The organism is Aliivibrio sp. S3MY1, assembly GCF_028765575.1.
Lineage (GTDB): Bacteria > Pseudomonadota > Gammaproteobacteria > Enterobacterales > Vibrionaceae > Aliivibrio.
The window spans coordinates 38,810-55,140 of sequence record NZ_JARACO010000010.1; the positions used below are offsets into that span (position 1 = coordinate 38,810).

Genomic DNA, 16,331 nt, shown 5'->3' on the forward strand with positions numbered 1-16,331 from the left:
TCTCTGATTCAGCCACTACGCGAAGGGCGAATTATACGGATGAACAATAATAAAGCAATAAAAAAAGAGCAAAAACCACAAGGCCTTTGCTCTTTCTTAATCAAGACACTTAAGAGTGTTTATTTATCTTCTTCGACTTCATCTCGGAAAACAACTAAACGTTTTGGTGCAACACGACCGTCATTATCAATATGTCCAATACCAATAAATAAACGTTCTTCACCTGAAGTCATTCGTACGATCCCCTCTTGAGGCGCACCAAACACTTGAACGGGTTGTCCATGTAATACATGATCAGCCAATTCTGGGATCATGTTTACTTCTGGTAAATCTTGAACGGCTGAATCCATAGGCATTAGTAATGGATCAAGTAACTCACGTGGTGCAATGTCTTCACGATGAGCTTGTTCTAGTAAAGCCTCAAGGTATTCAATCGTTACCATATTCTCATATGGGTAATTTGATACCCCCGTACGACGTAAATAAGTTACGTGAGCACCACAGCCTAACATTTCACCTAGATCATCCGTAATGGTACGAATGTAAGTGCCTTTAGAACAATGCACTTCCATCTCAACTTCATGACCTTCAAAGCGAATTAACTCAATTGAATAAACCGTGATTTTACGAGATTTACGAGGTACCTCAATGCCTTCACGTGCGTATTCATACAAAGGGCGACCTTCGTGCTTTAACGCTGAAAACATTGATGGAATTTGATCGGTTGTACCACGAAACTTAGCAATACAACGCTCAAGCTGTCCACGATCAACCTTCACTTCACGAGTTTGAACTACTTCACCATCAGAATCTGACGTATTAGTTCGCTCACCAAGCTTCGCTACCACACGATAGCGTTTATCAGAGTCCAATAAGAACTGAGAAAATTTCGTCGCTTCACCAAAACAAAGAGGCAACATACCAGTTGCTAGAGGATCAAGCGCACCAGTATGGCCAGCTTTCTCTGCAAAGTAGATGCGTTTTACTTTTTGCAATGTATCGTTCGACGTAATTCCTTCTGGCTTATCAATTAAGATAACGCCATCAATAGGACGACCCTTACGACGACGAGCCATTACTCTTGCCCTTCGTCTGATTCAGTACGGCCTGATTCAGCCATTTTACGCTTATCAGTATTCATCACGTCTGTTACTAAATTAGACATACGCATACCTTCAACAAGTGTATTGTCGTAAGTAAAACGAACCTCAGGCGTTAGACGGTGACGGATACGCTTACCAAGCATCATTCGAACTGGAACTTCATGCTCTTTCAATGCTGCTAGGCATGTTTCTGGTGTTTGATCACCAACACAGAAGAAAGTAACGAATACTTTTGCGTAAGCAAGGTCACGAGATACTTCAACATCTGAAATAGTAACCATACCGATACGTGAATCACGAACTTCACGCTGTAGGATTACCGCTAATTCTTTTTGTAATTGTTGCGACACACGTTGTGCGCGGCTAAATTCTTTTGACATATCATTTCTCACTTAGAAAGATGGGGGGCGTGGTAATTACCAGCCCCCCATGGTGTATTTAACAACCGATTACTCCATTATTTCATTGAATAATAGAAGTAATTATAGTCAATTAATCAAGAGTACGTTGAATCTCAATGATTTCAAATACTTCGATTTGGTCGCCAGCACGAACATCGTTGTAGTTCTTAACGCCGATACCACACTCGTAACCATTTTTAACTTCAGCAACATCGTCTTTGAAACGACGTAGTGATTCTAGTTCACCTTCGTAAATTACGATATTGTCACGTAAAACACGAATTGGGTTGTTACGCTTAATAGTACCTTCAGTAACCATACAACCCGCGATAGCGCCAAGTTTAGGAGACTTAAATACTTCACGTACTTGTGCAAGACCAATGATTTCTTGACGGAACTCAGGAGCAAGCATACCGCCCATCGCTTGTTTAACTTCGTCAATCAATTGGTAGATGATTGAGTAGTAACGAAGGTCTAGGTTTTCATTTTCAATTGTACGGCGAGCTGTCGCATCAGCACGAACGTTGAAGCCTAGAAGGATTGCATTAGATGCTGCTGCAAGTGTTGCATCAGTTTCAGTAATACCACCAACACCAGAACCAATGATGTTCACTTTAACTTCGTCAGTAGACAATTTAAGTAGTGAATCAGCAATCGCTTCAACAGAACCTTGAACGTCAGCTTTAAGTACAACATTACATTCAGCTACTTCACCAGCTTCCATGTTTGCAAACATGTTTTCTAGTTTCGCTTTTTGTTGACGAGCCAGTTTAACATCACGGAATTTACCTTGACGGTAGTTAGCAACTTCACGCGCTTTACGCTCATCACGAACAACTGTTGCTTCGTCACCTGATGCAGGAACACCAGAAAGACCAAGAATTTCTACAGGAATAGAAGGACCCGCTGTTTCAATATCTTTACCGTTTTCATCGCGCATTGCACGAACACGGCCGTACTCTTGACCACAAAGAACGATATCGCCTTTGTTTAAAGTACCAGACTGAACAAGAACAGTAGCAACTGGGCCACGACCTTTATCTAGACGAGATTCAACAACAACACCTGATGCCATACCTTCTCTAACAGCGGTTAGTTCAAGTACTTCAGATTGAAGAAGGATAGCTTCTAGAAGACCTTCGATGTTTGTACCTTGCTTAGCAGAGATATGAACAAAGATGTTCTCGCCGCCCCACTCCTCAGGAATAACGTCATATTGAGCAAGCTCATTTTTAACGTTGTCTGGGTTAGCGCCTTCTTTATCGATTTTGTTTACCGCTACAATCAGAGGAACACCAGCCGCTTTTGCGTGTTGGATAGCTTCGATTGTTTGTGGCATAACGCCATCATCTGCAGCAACTACAAGTACAACGATATCTGTCGCTTGAGCACCACGAGCACGCATAGCAGTAAACGCTGCGTGTCCTGGAGTATCAAGGAATGTGATCATACCGTTGTCAGTTTCAACGTGGTATGCACCGATGTGCTGTGTAATACCACCAGCTTCCGCGTCAGCAACGTGTGCGCGACGGATATAATCTAGTGTAGAAGTTTTACCGTGGTCAACGTGACCCATGATAGTAACAACAGGAGCACGGCCTTCAACCTCTGCGTTGTTATCACGATCAGACAGTACTGCTTCTTCTAATTCGTTTTCTTTACGAAGAACCACTTTATGGCCCATTTCTTCAGCAACCAGAGCTGCTGTTTCTTGGTCAATAACTTGGTTGATGGTCGCCATAGCACCCATCTTCATCATAACTTTAATTACTTCAGTCGCTTTTACTGACATTTTACTTGCCAGTTCAGAAACAACAATCGTCTCACCAATTGCAACATCTTGCTTAGCAACGGTTGCTGTTTTATCAAAGCCGTGTTGCATTGAAGTAGGTTTGTTTACTAGAGGCTTCTTGTTGCGACCGCCACGTTGGTTACGACCACCGCGAGATGCTTCAGCAGGTTTTGCTTTCTTCTTACGACGACGAGGCTGTTGTTCATCTTTACGGTCAGCTGCATCTTCTGCTTCACGAGCGTGAGATGAGGTCGTTACGTGGTAATCTGCAGTTTTTTCAGCTGCTGATTTTTTCTGCTCTTCTTCTTTCCAACGAGCTTCATTTTCTTCAGCTAGTTTACGAGCATCTTCAACTAGTTTTGCAGCTTCTGCTTCTGCTTTACGAGTCGCTTCTCGTTCTTGACGAAGTTTTAGTTCATCAGCTTCTTTTTTTGCTTGATCGTTTTTAGTAGTCATTTCTTTTTTAGCCTTTTCGGTCTCAGCACGCTTCGCTTTTTGTTCAGCGTCACGCTTTGCTTTAACCTCTGCTTCAGCATCACGTTTAGCATTTTCTTCCGCTTCACGTTGTGCTTTCTGTTCAAGTTCGCGAATTGCAGCATCCTCTGCATCACGTTTTGCTTGTTCTTCAGCTTCCGCTTTCAGTTGCTCAGCCTTTTTCTCTTCTTCAAGAGTGCTTGCTTTCACATAAGTACGTTTTTTACGTACTTCAATTTGCACATCTTTACTTTTTCCGCCTGAACCCGCAACACTTAATGTGCTACGAGTCTTGCGTTGAAGAGTTAGACGGGTTGGTGAAGCGCTTTCATCAGCACTACCATGCTCTTTCTTTAGATGAACAAGCAATGATTGCTTTTCGCCTTCAGAAACAGAGTCTCCATCTTTTTTATTAATACCAGCATCTGAAAATTGCTGAAGTAAGCGGTCAACCGGAGTTCCAATTTCTTCACTAAGTGCTTTTACCGTAAGCTTTGTCATACCGCTTCTCCTTGCTGAAATAATTATGCTTCGTCGCTGAACCAACAAATGTTACGTGCTGCCATGATTAACTCACCAGCACGAGTTTCTGTTAGGTCTTCAATATCTGACAGCTCATCAACACCTTGGTCTGCAAGGTCTTCTAGTGTAATTACACCTTTAGCTGCAAGTTTGAACGCTAGCTCACGCTCTAAACCTTCAAGAGCAAGTAAGTCTTCAGCTGGTTCAATACCATCTAAAGATTCTTCTTGCGCTAGTGCAAGTGTTGTTAATGCTTCCTTAGCTCGAGTACGAAGAAGACCTACTGTTTCTTCGTTTAACGCTTCAACTTCAAGTAGTTCATTTACAGGAACGTAAGCGATCTCTTCAAGTGTTGTGAAACCTTCTTCAACAAGTAATTGAGCGAAGTCTTCATCGATGTCTAAGTGCTTAACAAATGCATCAATAGAGCCTTGAGCTTCTTCTTGGTGCTTCTTGTTAAGATCAGCAACTGTCATTACATTTAGTTCCCAACCCGTTAGTTGAGATGCTAGACGTACGTTTTGACCACTGCGGCCAATAGCTTGTGCTAGGTTATCAGCTTCAACAGCAATATCCATAGTATTGTTGTCTTCATCAACAATAATAGAAGCAACTTCAGCTGGTGCCATTGCATTGATAACGAATTGCGCTGGGTTATCATCCCAAAGCACGATATCGATACGCTCACCGCCAAGATCGTTTGATACTGCTTGAACACGTGCGCCACGCATACCAACACACGCACCTACTGGATCAATACGCTTATCGTTAGTTTTCACTGCGATTTTAGCACGAGAACCTGGATCACGAGCTGCCGCTTTAAGTTCAATCAGCTCTTCACCAATTTCTGGCACTTCTACGCGGAACAATTCAGTCAGCATAACGCCTTTTGAACGAGTCATGAATAACTGGAAGCCACGAGCTTCTGGTTTCACTGCGTATAAGAGACCACGAACACGGTCACCAGGACGGAAGTTTTCACGAGGAAGTTGGTCTTCACGTAAAATTACCGCTTCAGCGTTGTTACCAAGATCAACGATGATTGCATCACGATTTACTTTTTTAACGATACCAGTGATTAACTCACCTTCGTTATCAATGAATTGTTCAACAATCATTGCACGTTCAGCTTCACGTACTTTCTGTACGATAACTTGCTTCGCTGTTTGTGTAGTAATACGGTCAAACGTTACTGATTCGATATCATCTTCAACAAAACCACCGATTTCGATCGTTTCATCTTCAAATTGTGCCGCTTCAATAGAAATTTCTAATGTTGGGTTCTCAACTTGAGCAACCACTTCCCAACGACGGAAAGTTTCAACAGCACCTGTTTTGCGATCAATCGCAACACGTACTTCAATGTCTAATTCAGATTTTTTCTTTGTTGCTGTTGCTAGCGCGATTTCTAATGCTTCAAAAATTCGCTCACGAGGAACCGCTTTTTCATTTGATACTGCTTCTACAACAGCTAAGATTTCTTTGTTCATTTTAGCCTCTATTCAGCCTTAAAATTTAGGAACTAAGTTCGCCTTTGAAATGTTGCTTAACGCAAATTCTTCATTGTTACCATCAACTGTAACCGTAACAATTTCACCGTTAATGTCTAGGATATCCCCTTTCCATTTACGACGGTTATTCATCGGCATTTTTAATACAAGGCTGACTTCGTGACCAACAAATTGTTGATAATGTGCGGCTTTAAACAGTGGACGTTCAAGACCTGGAGACGAAACCTCTAGGTTATATGCTACTGTAATTGGATCTTCTACATCCATTACTGCACTGATTTGACGACTGGCTTCCGCACAGTCCTCCACAAAGATGCCATTTTCATGGTCGATAAATACACGTAACGTTGAATGTTCACCCGCACGAATAAATTCTAAACCGACCAATTCATAACCTAAAGCACCAACAGGAGCCTCAAGCATTTCTGTTAGTTGTCTTTCTAATCCTGTCATTGATATCCCCTGAAAACAAAAAAAGGGCACTAAAGGCCCAATTTTTAAAAAACAGTCTGTTTCAGATAGCAAAAAACCCCGATAATTGCGGGGTTTAGTACTGCTGGACCCTGAATGCCACTTGCGTGACTTATCTAATAAGAGCAATTACTTTTACTAGATAATTGGTTGCGGGAGCCGGATTTGAACCGACGACCTTCGGGTTATGAGCCCGACGAGCTACCAAGCTGCTCCATCCCGCGTCCGAAAAGAACAAAGAAAGTATAGTTTCTTTATCCTTTTATTACAAGAATCAGATTCTTGTCTGAATATGGTGCCGAGAGAGGGACTTGAACCCTCACACCATAAGGCACTAGCACCTCATGCTAGCGTGTCTACCAATTTCACCATCTCGGCTAAAGTCGTTTAAAGAGGTACGTCGCTGTTTTCAGTAGCAGGAACGTCGCTCGTATTATCAATTACTTGCTCTGTAGCTTGTTGATCTAATTTAAGATCAAAACCTTCAGATTTATGTGTAGACATATTGCCTAGCGCTAAACTGATAATGAAAAATACTGTTGCACAAATTGCAGTCATTCGGGTTAAAAAGTTTCCAGAGCCACCAGAGCCAAATACTGTATTTGATGCTCCAGCCCCAAATGAAGCTCCCATATCTGCGCCTTTACCGTGTTGTACCAATACTAGGCCAATTACACCGACTGCGGCAATCAGATAAATCACAAGTAGAATCGTATGCATTCCGTCACCCATGTATCTAATTAATGTACCGGTAGCCTATTGGCAACACCAGCGCCCTCTCAATTAAGAGGCCGAGGGATATTAACCAAACTAGGCTACTATGACAAGTTAAAATTAACAAAAAACGTTCAATTTCATTTAATTGCTCAAATTAACAGCTTTCTTTTACTGCATCCGCTATTTGCAGCGCATATTGCTGAACAAGCTCAGCATTTTCGCCCTCTACCATAACGCGAATTAATGGTTCTGTTCCGGATTTACGTAATAAAACTCGACCATTATCACCTAATTTTGATTCTACATCAGCTTGAGCTGCTTTAACGGCATCAGAATCAAGAGGGTTACTATCGCCAGTAAAGCGAACGTTCTCCAACACTTGAGGGAACATTGTCATACCATTACATAATTCTTGTAATGACATTTTACTACCGACAATAGAAGCTATCACTTGAAGTGCTGCAACAATGGCATCGCCCGTGGTTACTTTATCCAAAAGAATAACATGGCCTGAATTCTCAGCCCCTATTAACCAGTTGTTCTCTAATAGTTTTTCCATCACATAACGGTCACCAACATCAGAGCGAACAAATGGGATCCCTAAATGACGCAATGCGACTTCCATTCCCATATTAGTCATAAGAGTACCAACAACACCGCCTTTTAACTCACCACGGCGTAATGCGTCACGTGCGATAATATAAGCAATTTGATCGCCATCAACTTTTGCACCAAACTCATCAACCATGATAATACGGTCGCCATCACCATCAAAAGCAACACCAAAATCGGCTTTTTCTTCTAACACTTTAGCTTGTAGTGCACGCACATCTGTCGCCCCTACTTCATGGTTAATATTGGTACCGTTTGGCTCACAACCAAGAGTAATGATCTCAGCGCCTAATTCTTTAAATACATTAGGAGCAATATGATACGTTGCACCATGGGCACAATCGACAACCATTTTAACTCCCGCCAAGCTCAGCTCTTTAGGGAAGGTGCTTTTACAAAATTCAATATAACGTCCAGCAGCATCATTTAAGCGAGATGCTTTACCTAATAACGCAGATTCTACACACGTCATTGGTTTATCTAGCTCTGCTTCAATCGCCATTTCGATATCATCAGGAAGTTTAGTTCCTTCTGATGAGAAAAATTTAATGCCGTTATCATAATAAGGGTTATGAGATGCTGAAATAACGATCCCTGCTTCTGCACGGAAAGTTTGAGTTAAATAAGCCACAGCAGGTGTTGGCATTGGGCCCGTAAATTTTGCTTGTAAACCAGCAGCAGCCAAACCAGCCTCTAAGGCAGATTCCAACATATAGCCTGAAATACGCGTATCTTTACCAATAATGACTTTTTTTGTGCCTTGCTTAGCTAAAACTTGTCCAGCAGCCCAACCCAGTTTCATAATAAAATCAGGGGTGATAGGTGCTTGACCTACAAGACCACGAACACCATCGGTTCCAAAATATTTACGCTCAGCCATGCTGTACTCCATGCTTTAATTCTAATAATTTAGTTAAATATAATACCAGAGGTATTAAGTTAAGATACTTGTTCTAATGTTGCTTGGCATACTTTAACGATATCCATTGTCTGCTCAAAATCATGCACACGAATAATCTGAGCACCTTTCATTGCAGCAATACTTGCACACGCCAAGCTTCCAGATACTGCCTGCTTAGGCTCGATATCCAGCAGTTTAAAAATCATTGATTTACGCGACATTCCCGCCAAGATAGGAAGACCTAATTGATGGAAGCGTTCTAAATTTGCAAGCAATTGGTAATTATGCGCCAAGGTTTTGCCAAATCCAAACCCAGGATCAAGAATTAACTTATCTTTTGCGATGCCAACCGATTGGCAAGCAACAATTCGCTCCTCTAAAAAAGTAGATACATCAGTAAATAGATCGTTATAGATAGGATTAGATTGCATTGTGCGTGGCTGCCCCTGCATATGCATTAAACAAACAGGTACGTTTGCTTTCGCTGCAACCTCCAACGCATTTGGCTCTTGCAGTGCGCGCACATCATTTATTAAATCAGCGCCCGCTTTAACTGCTTCCTCCATCACAACGGCTTTACTTGTATCGACCGATACCCACGTATCAAATCGTTGGTGTATTGCCTCAATAATTGGAAGAACTCTATCTAACTCTTGCTGAAGCTCTACCTCGGGAGCACCTGGCCTTGTTGACTCACCACCAATATCAATAAAGCTGACACCTGCATTTACCATTTTTTCCGCTTGTTTTAACGCTGCATCTAAATGGGTAAATTTACCACCATCAGAAAAAGAGTCCGGCGTAACATTAAGGATCCCCATCACATGAGAGCGGTCCAGTATTAACGTCTTATCTTTACTTATCAATTTCATGATCAGTCCTTTTAAATACAAAAACCCCGAGCATAACTCGGGGTTTATTTTTAACTTAATTCATCTTATTTTTCTGATGAATCAGAATCACTCTTAGTATCTTCAGCTGGTTGCGTTGTATTTTCTTCCTCAACCTTCTCTTCTACTTTTGATTCTTGTTCCGCTTTTTGCGCAGGTTTTTCATCTTTCGCTTGAGATTGATTATCATCACCCCAGCCTTGTGGTTCACGAATTTCTGCTTTACGGTCCATCAAGTCATCAATCTGACCTGCATCAATCGTTTCAAATTTCATCAATGCATCTTTCATTGCATGCATGATATCCATATTATCTTCAAGGATCTGTCTAGCGCGAGCATAGTTACGATCAATGATGGTACGGATTTCAGCATCAATCAGTTGCAGTGTTTCTGGAGAAACGTGCTTAGCATGATGAGAGCCGCCGTGACCAGAGAACGGGTCACCTTGGTCTTCTGCGTATAATAATGGTCCTAGCGCATCCGAGAAACCCCATTGGGTTACCATTTTACGTGCAATATCCGTAGCTCGTTCAATATCGTTTGATGCTCCAGTTGATACTTTATCAACACCGTAAATAAGCTCTTCAGCCAATCGGCCACCGTATAGACTTGAAATCATAGATTCTAAGTGCTGACGGTTCATGCTTACTCGGTCTTGCTCAGGTAAGTACATCGTTACACCTAGCGCACGGCCACGTGGAATAATTGATACTTTATATACTGGATCGTGTTCAGGAACTAAACGACCAACAATAGCATGACCCGCTTCATGATACGCAGTCGAGGCTTTAGTCTCTTCTGTCATTACCATTGATTTACGCTCTGCACCCATCATGATTTTGTCTTTCGCAAGCTCAAACTCAACCATTGATACAACACGCTTATTTGTTCGAGCCGCGAATAACGCAGCCTCGTTCACTAAGTTTGCCAGATCGGCACCAGAGAAACCCGGTGTACCACGAGCAATAAGCGATGGTTCAACACCACCGGCTAATGGCACTTTACGCATATGAACTTGAAGAATTTGTTCACGACCGCGAATATCTGGTAAACCAACAACAACTTGGCGGTCAAAACGGCCTGGACGTAATAACGCTGCATCCAGAACATCAGGACGGTTAGTTGCAGCAACAACGATAATACCTTCGTTACCTTCAAAACCATCCATCTCAACCAACATTTGGTTCAGTGTTTGTTCACGTTCATCATTACCACCGCCAACACCAGCGCCACGTTGACGACCTACAGCATCGATTTCATCGATAAAGATAATACAAGGTGATGATTTCTTCGCTTGTTCAAACATGTCACGCACACGAGATGCACCAACACCAACGAACATTTCAACGAAGTCAGAACCTGAAATTGAGAAGAACGGTACTTTAGCTTCACCAGCAATCGCTTTTGCAATCAGTGTTTTACCCGTACCAGGAGGTCCAACCAAAAGAACACCTGTTGGGATCTTACCACCCAACTTCTGAAAACGACTTGGTTCACGTAAGTAATCAACCAACTCTTTAACGTCTTCTTTTGCTTCATCACAACCAGCAACATCATCAAAGGTTGTTTTGATCTGCTCTTCAGTCATCATCTTGGCTTTGCTTTTACCAAAGGACATTGCCCCTTTGCCACCGCCGCCTTGCATTTGACGCATAAAGAAGATCCAAACACCAATAAGAAGAATCATTGGGAACCACGAAATAAAGATAGACTCAAGTAAGCTCTGCTCTTCAGGCGGTGTTCCTTTAACGATTACGTTTTGGTTAATAAGGTCATCAAGCAATTTAGGATCTTGGAATACAGGCATGTATGTCACATAACGAGTACCGTCACGCTTCATCACCTTTATTTCACGATTATTAAAGGTTGCTTCTTGTACCTGACTATTACCGACTTCTTTTACAAAGGTGGTGTAGTCAATCGAACGACCAGAGCTATCACTCGGTCCAAAGCTTTGGAATACTGACATTAAAACGACAGCAATAACTAGCCATAATATTAGATTTTTTGCCATGTCACTCAAGGTGTTAACCCCGCGTTAACTAAATAGATGAAAGATAGAGTACTACAGTTTATAAGCTGTAGCTACTACGTACGAATTATCCTTTGTAACCAGTGGCTACAATATACACTTCACGAGAACGTGCACGTGATGAATCTGGTTTTCTGATCTTAACAACTTTAAACATAGTACGCACTTCTTGTAAGTATGCATCAAAGCTTTCACCTTGGAATACTTTCACTGCGAAGCTGCCGTTAGGCGCCAAAACTTGACGACACATATCCAAAGCAAGCTCAACAAGATACATAGCTCTTGGTTGGTCTACTGCTGGGTTACCCGCCATATTTGGAGCCATATCAGACATTACCACATCGACCATATTCGGTTTAATACGTTCAAGCAATGCGTCTAATACTGCTTCTTCCCTAAAGTCCCCCTGCAAAAAACTCACACCTGCGATTGAGTCCATCGCTAAAATATCACAAGCAATCACTTGCCCAGAATCACCAACTTGTTCAACCGCGAATTGTGACCACCCACCTGGAGCAGCACCAAGGTCAACCACCGTCATTCCAGGCTTTAATAGCTTGTCTTTATTTTGAATTTCTTCAATCTTGAAAATAGCACGAGAGCGATAACCTCTTTTTTGCGCTTCAAGAACGTATTTATCATCAAAATGTTCTTTTAACCAGCGGCCAGAGCTTGCTGAAAGTTTATTCTTACTCATGCATTACCTAAAAATACTTAATTTAAATTAGAAGACTGAAACAAAAAATAGTCTTCAGGGATAGATGGCGTTAGAATAGGCTGTTTTCAACCCTTAATATAGAAAAAATCGGGTATATATGAACCTAAGCACAAAACAGAAGCAACACCTTAAAGGCCTTGCTCACAATTTAAAACCCGTTGTAATGATGGGCTCAAATGGTCTTACTGAAGCTGTAGTAGCTGAAATTGAGATTGCTCTTAACCACCACGAGCTAATCAAAGTTAAAATCGCCTCTGAAGATCGTGACACTAAACAATTGATTGTTGAAGCAATCATTCGTGAAACAGAAGCTGAAAAAGTACAAGTTATCGGTAAGACTCTTGTTCTATTCCGTGCTAGCGAAGCTCGTAAAATCGAGATCCCTAGAAAATAATTTCTACATTAATTCTGTAAGAAATTAAAAAGGCCGTCTTAGTTTTCTTTTCGAAAGATAACTACGCGGCCTTTATATTTTTTATCGTAGTAACATTTAAATGTATTCTACTTTTTCTATTTCAAGCTCTTTAGTGCCGCCAGGAGTCTGAATGTTCACTTCATCTCCTTCCATTTTGCCAATTAAACCACGAGCAATCGGAGAATTTACTGAAATACGACCATCTTTAATACTTGCTTCATCATCTGCAACGATCTGATATGTTACTTCTTCATCAGTATTTACATCGATTAGCATTACTGTCGCACCAAAAATAACCTTTCCTGTGTTGGTCATTTTGGTTACATCAATAACTTGCGCCATTGATAATTTATATTCGATATCACGGATCTGTGCTTCACAAATACCTTGCTCTTCACGAGCTGCATGATATTCCGCGTTTTCTTTCAAATCGCCAAGCTCACGAGCTTCACCAATTGCTTTTGAAATCAAAGGGCGACGCTTTAACAATACGTCTAGTTCATCACGCAGTAGCTTCTCGCCACGTACCGTCATTGGTACCTTATTCATATTTTCTACCTCTAAAGCTGAAATTACAAATTCAGCAAATAAAAATCCCACCAAGGCTGACTTACTGCAACAATTTGCGAATAAGAACATAATCCTAAGTGTATCTGTTTAAATTTAATTTGCTCTAGTGTAAACAAAGAAATGGCTTTTATCACCTATTCTATTGCTTGTTTCTGATATTTGTTTGCAAGAAGGACAGCAACAGAAGTAAGAAGTTCGTCTCAAAAATAAAAACACACCTTAAAATAAGGCATTATTAAATATAAACTGAGAGTTTCGTCACATTATTTTTATAGTTAAAACTAAAAAAAACATAAAACACGCTTTGACTCAAATTTTATACAAACTTATTGTTAAATTTATAAACACCTGATTTTTAATGATAAGGATCACAAAAAAATAATTAAAAACAGTGTGCAATTGTAGTTTTTAGATTGTTTTACTAACCTTTTAGCCGCGATGCCCCTGAAAATATAGTTATTGAAACAGTGAATTTAAATGATAACTACTCTTAAAAATAAGAAGTTATTGTTCATGAACTTCATTTAAAATGGACATAATCTCCTCCACCCTTATAGGAATTAGAATAATGATGAACAAAAAAGTACTAGCTCTAGCAGTAGCAGCAATTACTTCAGCTGGCGCAGTAAACGCAGCAGAAATCTACAAAGGCGCAGACCAATCTCTAGCTATGGGTGGTCGTGCTGAAGCTCGTCTATCTATGAAGGACGGTGAAGCAGAAGACAAGACTCGTGCTCGTTTAAACATTAAAGGCACAACTCAAATTACTGATGGCCTATACGGTGTTGGCTTCTGGGAAGGCGAATTCACCACTAACGACAATGATTCTGGCTCTTCATTAGACAATCGTTACGCTTATGCTGGAATCGGCGGTAACTTTGGTGAAGTAACTTACGGTAAAAACGACGGTGCGCTAGGCGTTATCACTGACTTCACTGATATCATGGCATACGCGGGTAATTCAGCAGCTAAAAAAATCGCGGTAGCTGACCGTACTGATAACAACCTTGGCTACAAAGGCACATTTGGTGACTTCTCTGCGAAAGCAAACTACCGTTTTGCTGACCGTACAGATGTAAATGATAAATATACTGATAATGGTAAAGATGGTTTCGCACTATCTGGTATCTACGCATTTGGCGATTCAGGCTTTAAACTAGGTGCTGGTTACGCTGATCAAGCTAAAGATAACGAAGCAATGTTCGCGGGTTCTTACACTATGGGTGATCTGTACTTTGCTGGTACATTCACAACCGGTGAAGTTTCACGTTTCGATTATACAGGTTTTGAAGCAGCGGTAGCTTACACCATGGGTAAAACAGTATTTACATCAACGTATAACAACGCTGATCACGAAGTGAATACTGTTGGTGTTAAAAACCTAAGTGCTGATAACTTTGCTGTAGATGCTACGTACTTTTTCAACGCAAACTTCCGCACGTACATCTCTTACAATCTGAACATGTTAGACAAAGATGCAGCTAAAGGCATCTCTAACGTAATGACTGAAGACGAACTAGCTCTAGGTATGCGTTACGACTTCTAATCAGTCTTAACTCTTACTTAAATAAAACGCTCACCTCGGTGGGCGTTTTTTATTTGTGACATTCCATTAATTTTGTCCTATTCATTACACATCATTCGCTGCAAGCGCTAAGATACTCTCAATTATCTTTATATTGAGAGCCTCATGTCTTTTTCTCGTTTTACTCTATTGGGCCTTGCCCTATTCTCATGCTCAAGCTCTGCTAGCATTCAACACACGCTTAATATTCTGCCTGCAGGAAGTCGAACTGCCATTGTCGTTGAAGAGATATCTTCACAGGATATTGAATTTCAACAAAAGCAAGATGAACTCCTGCCCCCTGCGAGTACCTTAAAAATTGCCACCGCATTAGCAGCTAGACTCGCGCTTGGTAAAGACTTCACCTTTACAACCTCTCTATATAAAGCCGATAAAGATATCGTGCTGACTTTCACTGGTGATCCCTCTCTTTCACGCGAGCAGCTCTCTTCTCTATTTGATGAAAGTGATATCAACACTATTCAAGGTGATTTATGGATCGATGGCTCCATTTTTACAGGTTATGAGCGAGCAATAGGTTGGCCATGGGATATTCTAGGCGTATGTTATAGCGCTCCATCGAGTGCATTAAGTATTGATGAGAACTGTGTACAAGCATCTATCACCACTCATGATGATGGAAGTACCAGAGTCTTTGTTCCTATTCATCAACCTATCTCTTTTTCTAGCTACGCTAAAAGTGTGAGCAGAGAAGAACAAGAGTCGACCTTCTGCGATCTAGAACTAACCACTCAAGGTAACCATTATGAGCTAAATGGCTGCTTGGTTAATCGTAACAAACCGCTTCCTCTAAAGTTTGCAGTGCAAGACACACAAGATTTTACCGAGCAAACGGTGCTTAAGATTTTAAATGAACACAATATTAAACTTAATGGTGAGGTGCGTTTTGGAAAACCAGAAACCCCTCCTATTACTGATAATAAATTAGCTATGCACAGCTCAAAGCCATTAATGGAATTGTTGGATCATATGCTTAAAAAGTCTGATAACCATTACGCTGATAACTTAACCAAGATGCTAGGTCATTTGAATTACCAACAAGCAGGTAGCTTCACCAATGGCACCGCAGCAATTAAAGATATTTTATTAAAACAAGCGAATATTGATTTGAGCAATGCAGTACTGGTTGATGGCTCAGGCTTATCTCGTAATAACCGAATGACTGCAAATCAAATGAAATCAATCCTGCAGTATCTCTATAAATACGATAAAGAATTAGGGCTGATCGACCTATTACCGACATCAGGCATTGATGGCACACTAAAATATCGTAACAGCATGCGTAAAGAGCCAATTAAAGGCGGAATGAAATCTAAAAGTGGTTCGTTATTTGGTAGCTATAATATGGCGGGATTTGTAGGCTTAGAAAACAAAGAGCCTCTACTGTTTGTTCAATTTGTTGCAGATTACCACCCTGTCGCAGCAAAGAAAGGAGCAATATCGGTTGAACGCTCTATTGATGCCTTTGAGAAAAGCTTTTACCAAGAATTAATTGAACTCTCAAAAGATTAGGGTTTTATGTCTCTAATTGACTACATTAGATTTACTAGAGAAGAGAAATGAAAAAATCCCGAAGAACTCTCATTCTTCGGGATTTTTATTACTTAGCTAATATT

The 16,331-nt window shown here is 40.9% G+C and carries 14 protein-coding genes and 2 tRNA genes; 3 read left to right on the forward strand and 13 right to left on the reverse strand.

Annotated elements, in window-relative coordinates; all coding sequences use genetic code 11:
• Window positions 1–119 precede the first annotated feature (119 nt).
• The 12 genes from truB to rlmE form a co-directional block, all read right to left on the reverse strand.
• Window positions 120–1,076: a tRNA pseudouridine(55) synthase TruB gene (truB, locus tag PVK62_RS08580; protein ID WP_274444078.1), complete on the reverse strand. Its 957-nt coding sequence runs from the start codon at window positions 1,074–1,076 to the stop codon at window positions 120–122.
• The gene (gene rbfA / locus PVK62_RS08585; RefSeq protein WP_274444077.1) at window positions 1,076–1,483 is read right to left on the reverse strand and encodes a 30S ribosome-binding factor RbfA; all 408 of its coding nucleotides are present in this window, start codon (window positions 1,481–1,483) and stop codon (window positions 1,076–1,078) included. Before rbfA ends, truB begins: the two co-directional genes overlap by 1 nt.
• A 112-nt stretch (window positions 1,484–1,595) precedes the next feature.
• Window positions 1,596–4,271: a translation initiation factor IF-2 gene (gene infB / locus PVK62_RS08590; RefSeq protein WP_274444076.1), complete on the reverse strand. Its 2,676-nt coding sequence runs from the start codon at window positions 4,269–4,271 to the stop codon at window positions 1,596–1,598.
• Between the two features lie 23 nt (window positions 4,272–4,294).
• Window positions 4,295–5,782, reverse strand: coding sequence for a transcription termination factor NusA (gene nusA / locus PVK62_RS08595; protein WP_274444075.1), 1,488 nt, complete (start codon window positions 5,780–5,782; stop codon window positions 4,295–4,297).
• Window positions 5,783–5,800: 18 nt separating this feature from the next.
• Window positions 5,801–6,256 (reverse strand): ribosome maturation factor RimP, encoded by a 456-nt coding sequence (rimP, locus tag PVK62_RS08600; RefSeq protein WP_012549404.1) that lies wholly within the window; start codon window positions 6,254–6,256, stop codon window positions 5,801–5,803.
• Window positions 6,257–6,421: 165 nt separating this feature from the next.
• Window positions 6,422–6,498 (reverse strand) — tRNA-Met (locus PVK62_RS08605).
• Window positions 6,499–6,567: 69 nt separating this feature from the next.
• Window positions 6,568–6,652, reverse strand: a tRNA-Leu gene (locus PVK62_RS08610).
• Between the two features lie 9 nt (window positions 6,653–6,661).
• A complete protein-coding gene (secG, locus tag PVK62_RS08615; RefSeq protein ID WP_130044302.1) occupies window positions 6,662–6,994 on the reverse strand; it encodes a preprotein translocase subunit SecG in 333 nt (110 codons plus the stop codon).
• A 151-nt stretch (window positions 6,995–7,145) separates the two neighbouring features.
• A complete protein-coding gene (gene glmM / locus PVK62_RS08620; protein ID WP_274444074.1) occupies window positions 7,146–8,483 on the reverse strand; it encodes a phosphoglucosamine mutase in 1,338 nt (445 codons plus the stop codon).
• A 59-nt stretch (window positions 8,484–8,542) separates the two neighbouring features.
• Window positions 8,543–9,376 carry a dihydropteroate synthase gene (folP, locus tag PVK62_RS08625; RefSeq protein WP_274444073.1) on the reverse strand — a complete coding sequence of 278 codons (834 nt, stop codon included), beginning with the start codon at window positions 9,374–9,376 and terminating at the stop codon, window positions 8,543–8,545.
• A gap of 65 nt (window positions 9,377–9,441) precedes the next feature.
• Window positions 9,442–11,409: an ATP-dependent zinc metalloprotease FtsH gene (ftsH, locus tag PVK62_RS08630; RefSeq protein WP_274444072.1), complete on the reverse strand. Its 1,968-nt coding sequence runs from the start codon at window positions 11,407–11,409 to the stop codon at window positions 9,442–9,444.
• 85 nt (window positions 11,410–11,494) lie between these two features.
• Window positions 11,495–12,124 carry a 23S rRNA (uridine(2552)-2'-O)-methyltransferase RlmE gene (gene rlmE, locus PVK62_RS08635; protein WP_274444071.1) on the reverse strand — a complete coding sequence of 210 codons (630 nt, stop codon included), beginning with the start codon at window positions 12,122–12,124 and terminating at the stop codon, window positions 11,495–11,497.
• Window positions 12,125–12,242: 118 nt separating this feature from the next.
• On the opposite strand from rlmE, the gene yhbY reads away from it, so the two are divergent.
• On the forward strand, window positions 12,243–12,539 hold the full coding sequence (yhbY, locus tag PVK62_RS08640) for a ribosome assembly RNA-binding protein YhbY (RefSeq protein ID WP_274444068.1): 297 nt from the start codon (window positions 12,243–12,245) through the stop codon (window positions 12,537–12,539).
• 96 nt (window positions 12,540–12,635) lie between these two features.
• On the opposite strand, the gene greA is transcribed toward yhbY, so the two are convergent.
• Entirely contained in the window at window positions 12,636–13,109 is a 474-nt protein-coding gene (greA, locus tag PVK62_RS08645; protein ID WP_274444067.1) for a transcription elongation factor GreA, read from the reverse strand.
• A gap of 592 nt (window positions 13,110–13,701) precedes the next feature.
• On the opposite strand from greA, the gene PVK62_RS08650 reads away from it, so the two are divergent.
• Window positions 13,702–14,676 (forward strand): porin, encoded by a 975-nt coding sequence (locus PVK62_RS08650; RefSeq protein ID WP_274444104.1) that lies wholly within the window; start codon window positions 13,702–13,704, stop codon window positions 14,674–14,676.
• A 144-nt stretch (window positions 14,677–14,820) separates the two neighbouring features.
• Window positions 14,821–16,227: a serine-type D-Ala-D-Ala carboxypeptidase gene (dacB, locus tag PVK62_RS08655; protein WP_274444065.1), complete on the forward strand. Its 1,407-nt coding sequence runs from the start codon at window positions 14,821–14,823 to the stop codon at window positions 16,225–16,227.
• Window positions 16,228–16,331: the final 104 nt, after the last annotated feature.